Genomic DNA, 6926 nt, shown 5'->3' with positions numbered 1-6926 from the left:
GTTGTAACCATGTATCCATTTTATTAAATGAACATTGTATTCCGATTTTGAAATATAGTAATTTATGACAGAGAAACCAATTTCATAGCTGAACAATATAATCAGAAAAAGAAAGACACATTTATTACAAGCAGTTGGGAAGGGATGAATATGAGAGCAGTCAAGGAAAAGAGCAGCCATACAACGTCAGGCAAAGATGAATCCCTAAATATTGGTGCAACGTATTTCAAAGAAGTCGCAGGACACGATCTTCTGAGCGCCGAAGACGAAAGACACATTGCAAGAAAAGCGCGATCTGGAGATACATTAGCGCGACAGCACTTAATCAACTCTAATCTTAGATTAGTGATTAAAACAGCGAAACGCTATTCAAACAGAGGTCTTGATTTCTATGATCTAATCAATGAGGGAAACATAGGACTCATTCAAGCCGTTGATAAGTTTGACCCTGAGTTAGGCTATCGCTTTTCAACGTATGCAGTTTGGTGGATTCAGCAAGCGATTGACCGAGCGATTATGAACCAAGGTCGAACAATACGTGTTCCTGTCCACGTTACAAAGCAAATACGTGAATGTAGCAAAGCAGCCCATGAACTTCGCAAAGAAGGTAACCATGAGCCTACGTCCTCAGAAATAGCTGAGCGTACAGGCCGTGCACCTGAAGAAGTAAGCAAACTACTCAAGCTCTCTGAACAGTCCTTGTCATTAGATAATGGCTGGGATGAAGAAGGCGATAAGAAAGATCATTTGCAAACCATCGATGATGACGATGTATTTGAGCTTCCAGAACAAGATATCGTGACCCAGAATCTAAATAAAGCTCTCATTGATTTGGTGGATAGCTTGCCAGAGAAGCAGCGAGTTATCCTACATCATCGCTTCGGACTGCTTAATGATGACCCCAAGACGTTAGAAGAAGTGGGAGAAATTGTCGGCGTCACTCGAGAAAGAGTACGTCAAATACAAAAAAGTGCCATGGAAACGCTTCGAGATAAACTTAGACGACAAAATCTAACTCGAGCAGAAATTGATTAATTTCGCTTCTATCACAGCACGTTAGCTCAACATTTACTATAGTCCCACTTACCATCAGGTTAGTGGGACTTTTCTTTATGTCATCAAGTTACAATGCCATCATTGCTGGCGCATCAGGATTAGTGGGAAGCAAACTGCTCACACTGTTAGAGCAAACCGATCATATTGAAACCGTTTACGCCTTATGTCGCTCGCCTCTGGATCCACAAACTTCAAAAACGATCCAGTTAATGGATGGAGCGCTAAGAGTTACAAACTGGGACGATTCCTCACCAACTCCTACTCTCGGGTTTATATGCCTCGGGACGACCCTTAAGCAAGCGGGCAGCAAAGCAGCGTTGGAAAAAGTAGATTACGACCTTGTCTGTGACGTCGCTCAAACCATGAAAATGATTGGCGTAACCCGTATTGCCGTCATTTCAAGCTTAGGAGCCTCTCCACGATCTCTTTCCCATTATCTCAAGTGCAAAGGGCGCGTTGAACGTCGTATCGAAGGCATGGGATTCGACCAAGTTGTCTTTGTTCGACCTGGACCACTCGCAGGTAGAGAAAAACAGATCCGATCAGATGAAGTGGCTGTTCAAAAAATATTCAGCCTCCTATCACCTCTCATGATCGGCCCGCTTAGATCATACGCCCCTATCCCCGCAGAGTCTGTTGCTCAAGCGATGCTCTATAGCGTAATTGAACATCATGATGCGAATTGCGTCGCATATAATTCTGCAAACATGTTGGATATGCTTTCTAGTTATCAAAACTAGCTCGAGTATACATTAAACGGCATATAACAAATTGCTCTAACTAATGACATTAATTTATTGTTAACGATTACAACAGATAGGTACTTTAGCCATCTACACTTCTAATTACCTTATGCTAAATAAGGTTTATACGTCAGATGGATAAAAGGATACTTCAATGTCAATTGCGGTTGTCGCAGCGCTAGCGATATTTTTAGGCATACTCTATTTTTTGTATGGACAGCAACAAAAGAAACACACCCTTTCACGTCTTGTTTTATTCGGTTTGGTTTTAGGTAGTGCTTTCGGACTCGGACTACAATTACTACTAGGTGAAGGTCACGCAGCTATTTCCGAAACCCTTGAATGGGTTAACGTTGTGGGCAGAGGCTATGTCGGTCTTCTAAAAATGATCATCATGCCTTTAGTTTTAGTTTCTATGATTGCCGCTGTGGTAAAACTGGAAAAAGGCGGCTCTTTAGGCAAAATTAGTGGCCTGACTATTTCTGTACTACTTGCTACGACTGCCGTATCTGCGCTTATCGGTATTGCAGTCACTCAAGCATTTGGTTTAAGTGCTGAAGGGCTTACTGAAGGTGCACGTGAAACGGCTCGTATCGCGATACTAGAAAGTCGCGTCGACCGTGTAAGCGATCTCACAATTCCACAAATGCTGGTTAGCTTCATTCCAACCAATCCATTTGCTGACCTAACCGGTGCCCGCTCTACTTCTATTATCGCTGTAGTTATTTTTGGTGTCCTTACTGGTATAGCTGCACGAAAAGTGATGGCCGAGAAAGAAGAGCTTGAGTCACCGATCCGCACTTTTGTCGATGCAACGCAATCTGTTGTTATGCGCCTGGTAAAAATGATTATGGCATTAACGCCTTATGGCATTGCGGCTCTGATGGCGAAAGTTGTCGCGACTTCAAGTGCAGGTGACATCTTAAATCTACTTGGTTTTATCGTTGCGTCTTACTTAGCCATTTTCTTAATGTTCTTAGTTCACGGTTTCTTGGTCTCACTTGTTGGCGTAAGTCCGAAAGAATATTTCCAGAAGATTTGGCCAGTACTAACTTTTGCGTTCTCATCTCGAAGCTCTGCTGCGACCATTCCATTGAACGTAGAAGCACAGGTTACCAAACTCAACGTACCACCAGCTATTGCTAACTTATCAGCATCATTTGGGGCGACAATTGGACAAAACGGTTGTGCCGGTATCTATCCTGCAATGTTAGCCGTAATGGTTGCACCAACTGTCGGTATTGACCCGATGGACTTTAACTTCATCCTGTCGTTAGTTGCCATTATTACTATTAGCTCTTTTGGTATCGCGGGTGTCGGTGGCGGCGCAACATTTGCAGCTCTTATCGTACTGCCAGCAATGGGGTTGCCGGTCACTATCGCTGCGCTACTTATCTCCATTGAACCTTTAATCGACATGGCGCGTACCGCACTGAATGTCTCTGGCGCGATGACCGCAGGTACTATTACTAGTCGTCTGCTCAAGAAGAAACAACCTGAGCTCGAGCAAGCTAACGCATAATAACTAGCTCAAGTCATTCTAGCGAAGCGGCCTTCATGGCCGCTTTTTTTATTATCAATTTCAGTGCGTTAAAATTTATTTCGATATTTATCGAAATATTTATTGATCTCAATCCAAATAGTTCTATAATTCCAAACATATCGAATCATTAGGACTAACTAATATGAACGCTGAATTTTTAGAAATGGCTAAAGAAACTGCAAACATGTTCGCCTTTCTAGCCACTGAACTTATCATCCTTTTCTTAGCAATAAGTTACATTGTTGGGGTATTGCAGGAGTTCCTAACACCTGAAAAAATCCAATCTATTCTGAGTTCCAAAAATGGCAAAGGTTACTTTATCGCTGCCCTTCTTGGCTCAATTACACCGTTTTGCTCATGCTCAACCATCCCTTTCTTAAAAGGTTTGCTGAGAGCGAGAGCGGGGTTTGGCCCAATGATGGTTTTCTTGTTCGCTAGCCCATTACTTAACCCTGTAATCATCGGCTTGTTCGTGGTGACATTTGGTATCAAAGTCGCAGTGTTCTATTTCTCTATCGCGATGTTCGTTGCCGTCACTGCTGGCTATGTTCTAGAGAAACTTGGATTTGAACGCTACGTAAAACCTGAAGCATACCAAACCAACTCAGCAGCGAGCTCATGTGGTACATCATGTGGTGATACTGAACCTGCAAAAGTTGAAACTTCTTCTTGCGGCACATCTAGCGGCTGTGGCACTTCTGCAAAACCGGTTGTAACGCAGGCAAAAGAGTCGTCATGCTGTGCACCTGTAGCTGCGAAAACAAGCTGCTGCTCTAGCGAGGAACCAACCATTACCGACATCAACACCGATGGTAGTGCATGCTGTGGCACCACTTCAGCAGTAACAAAAGAAGATAGCCGCTGGCTACGTATTTGGAAATCGACTTGGAGCGACTTCAAACAAGTATTCCCATATCTAATGATTGGTATCTTGTTAGGTTCATTCATTTACGGGTTTATCCCAACAGACCTTATCGCAGAATATGCTGGCGAAGGTGTGTGGTATGCGATTCCGATTGCAGCTGTTATTGGTATTCCACTATACATTCGTGCAGAAGCCGTTATTCCGCTAAGTGCAGCTTTGGTTCAAAAAGGTATGGCATTAGGATCTGTGATGGCACTTATCATCGGCAGTGCTGGTGCCAGCTTAACAGAAGTTATCTTGTTGAAGTCTATCTTCAAGAACCAAATGATTGCCGCTTTCTTAGTCGTTATCTTAGGCATGGCTATTAGCGCGGGCTACCTCTACAGCTACCTATTTGGCTAATACAACTTAGTAAACTTCAAAGCGCTGCTCAGCAGCGCTTTTTTCTTTAATTTTCGATAGTTATCGTCAAAATTACCACGCAAAACTTCATTTAATGTCTATAGTTTCTTATGAGTTGGTATCTTCAACGTAAGGGATTATGAACGACAAGGCCAAATTCGCGACAAAGGTAGCACTCAGTCTTACCCTCGCTTACCTCATTCCGTTTGCATTAGGTTGGCCTCAGGCTTCTACTGCGGCTACCACGGTTATGCTCATCGCATCAACAGGAAGCCAACGTGAATCATTAGAGAAAGGAACCTTAAGAGTTCTTGGAACCATAGTTGGTGCCGTTATTGGATTGTTGCTAGTCGGTATGTTCGCCCAAGATCGACTGTTATACATGCTGAGTGTTTCTGTTGTGGCATCCTTTATCTTCTACTTTAAAAATGCCTATCTAAAAGATCCGACGTTATTCATGTTAACAGGTGTCATGACCTTAATGATGTCAAACGGAGGAGATGCAGAAGGTGCATTCTTATATGGCGCAGACCGTGCTCACATGACCGTGTTTGGTGTCATTATTTACACTTTGGTAGGCACCTACCTGTTCCCAAGCAAAACAGAACAAAATCTTCGCCGTATGACCCACGACGTCGTTTCGCTCCAAAAACAGATCCTCGAACGCCTCTCGCCACCAATCAATACAACATCTCATATAAAAGATTCGGAAAAGGCGTCTGAACCATCGCCAGAGCATAATCAATCCCCCACTCTCAATGACTTAATTGAGAAGTTGTACGCAAGTCAAACCGCCTTAGAAACTCGCTTTTCTGCCGAGAGTAAAGAATGCAGTGATGTGTCCGCTTACCTTCAAGAGTGGCAGCTCACGCTTCACTACACCAAACAGATAACCAATCTGCTGATAGCAACTTCTAGTTCGAACTTTCTGCAGGGTGAGCCTCAGAAATTTATCACCAATTACGATGAGTTTGTCGCCGATATTCAGCAATTATTCGAACAGTGTGAACACTACCTCCGCGCGTCAGACGAGGGGTTAGAGTATCGTTGGCAAGAGCGCAAAGTCGCCTTAGACCTAGACTCTCTCAGTAATCATCCTCATCTATCTAAGAGTTCTGCCATTACCTTAGGGTATGTGCTCAACCGCCTTCATACCAGTATTTCTCGGCTGACCGAAACCGTTAGTTGTATCGATTCCATTACCAAATCAGTGTCATTTGACGAAAAGCCGCGGAAAAGTGCTGGAGCTTTCCTATGGTGGGACGCGGAAAACTTTAAGACATCGATTAAAGTCTTTGTGACCTACTGGGTAGCCGCTTTTATCTGGATCTTTTTCAATCCTCCGGGTGGGTATAGCTTCGTCATTTTCTCCACCATTTTTGTTTCTTTACTCTCTTTCCTACCCGTGCATCCTAAATTACTCGGCTTTCTATTTACGTTCGGGTTTATCTTTGCTGTTCCCGCTTACGTTTTTGTTCTTCCCACACTGGAACTTGGCATCGAACTCGCCCTTTTCCTTTTTGCGTATACCTTTATTGGCTTCTATCTATTTAAAGGCCCCATCACAATCTTCTTTATGATCGGCCTTTTTATTCTCGGTATCGACAACGTCATGAATTACCATTTTGGCATTCTCCTTACCATCATAATGTTGTTCTATCTCGTGGTTTTAATGCTTGTGTTCGCCCATTACTTCCCTTTCTCAAGTAAAGCCGAACGCCTATTCTTATTGGTAAGACAAAGACTTTTTACTCATATTTATCAATTAGTTGTTAAGCTTCATAAGCTAAACCGCTCAGCCCTGGCTAACTTTGCAATTCAATTACATCTAAAAACGGCCAATGTTGCAGCTAAGAAGCTTGCATTGTGGGCAAGTAAGATCGATTTCAACTACTTTGACAAGAACGATCACCAATCACTGACTGCCTACACAAAGCAGTGTCGTAGTTTAATAAATCATTTAAATACACTCGTCATCGCACAGACTCATCTGAAAAATAACCCATTGATTACTAAGCTTAGAAACGAGTACACGGACGAAAGCTTACTAACGTTAATCCGTACTCATAACCGTGATCAAAGAGAGCGTGTACAAACATTTGAAGACGTGCAATACGAATACGCTAAAACAGAGGCTATTCTCGATGTGTTTTTTCAGCAATTAGACCCTGAGCAGTACGCTCAAGAAGACATTGCAGAGTTCTATATCTTCCTCAGCTTAAAACGAAGTGTTTTTGAGTCTCTGATAAAAGTGGAAGAAGCGGTTCAGAATGTCGACCTCGATAACCTCAAAATGCATCGATTTTAGGAAAGGTAG

5 protein-coding genes are annotated in these 6926 nt (G+C 42.9%); all 5 read left to right on the top strand.

Going from position 1 to position 6926, the window contains the following annotated elements; all coding sequences use genetic code 11:
• Nucleotides 1-150: 150 nt before the first annotated feature.
• The 5 genes from HW45_RS16680 to HW45_RS16660 all read left to right on the top strand — a co-directional run bounded on the left by HW45_RS16680 (nucleotide 151) and on the right by HW45_RS16660 (nucleotide 6917).
• Nucleotides 151-1035: a sigma-70 family RNA polymerase sigma factor gene (locus tag HW45_RS16680; RefSeq protein WP_038228328.1), complete on the top strand. Its 885-nt coding sequence runs from the start codon at nucleotides 151-153 to the stop codon at nucleotides 1033-1035.
• A 77-nt stretch (nucleotides 1036-1112) separates the two neighbouring features.
• Nucleotides 1113-1796 carry an NAD(P)H-binding protein gene (locus HW45_RS16675; protein WP_038228326.1) on the top strand — a complete coding sequence of 228 codons (684 nt, stop codon included), beginning with the start codon at nucleotides 1113-1115 and terminating at the stop codon, nucleotides 1794-1796.
• Nucleotides 1797-1953: 157 nt separating this feature from the next.
• On the top strand, nucleotides 1954-3321 hold the full coding sequence (locus tag HW45_RS16670) for an L-cystine transporter (protein ID WP_038228325.1): 1368 nt from the start codon (nucleotides 1954-1956) through the stop codon (nucleotides 3319-3321).
• A gap of 163 nt (nucleotides 3322-3484) precedes the next feature.
• Nucleotides 3485-4609, top strand: a complete 1125-nt coding sequence (locus tag HW45_RS16665) for a permease (RefSeq protein ID WP_038228320.1) — start codon at nucleotides 3485-3487, stop codon at nucleotides 4607-4609.
• A 139-nt stretch (nucleotides 4610-4748) separates the two neighbouring features.
• A complete protein-coding gene (locus tag HW45_RS16660) occupies nucleotides 4749-6917 on the top strand; it encodes an FUSC family protein (RefSeq protein WP_038228318.1) in 2169 nt (722 codons plus the stop codon).
• The last annotated feature ends 9 nt before the right edge of the window (nucleotides 6918-6926 follow it).

Source organism: Vibrio sp. ER1A (assembly GCF_000733315.1).
Lineage (GTDB): Bacteria > Pseudomonadota > Gammaproteobacteria > Enterobacterales > Vibrionaceae > Vibrio > Vibrio mediterranei.
The sequence above is the reverse complement of the archived record's forward strand: the minus strand, read 5'-3'. Positions and strand labels throughout refer to the sequence as shown.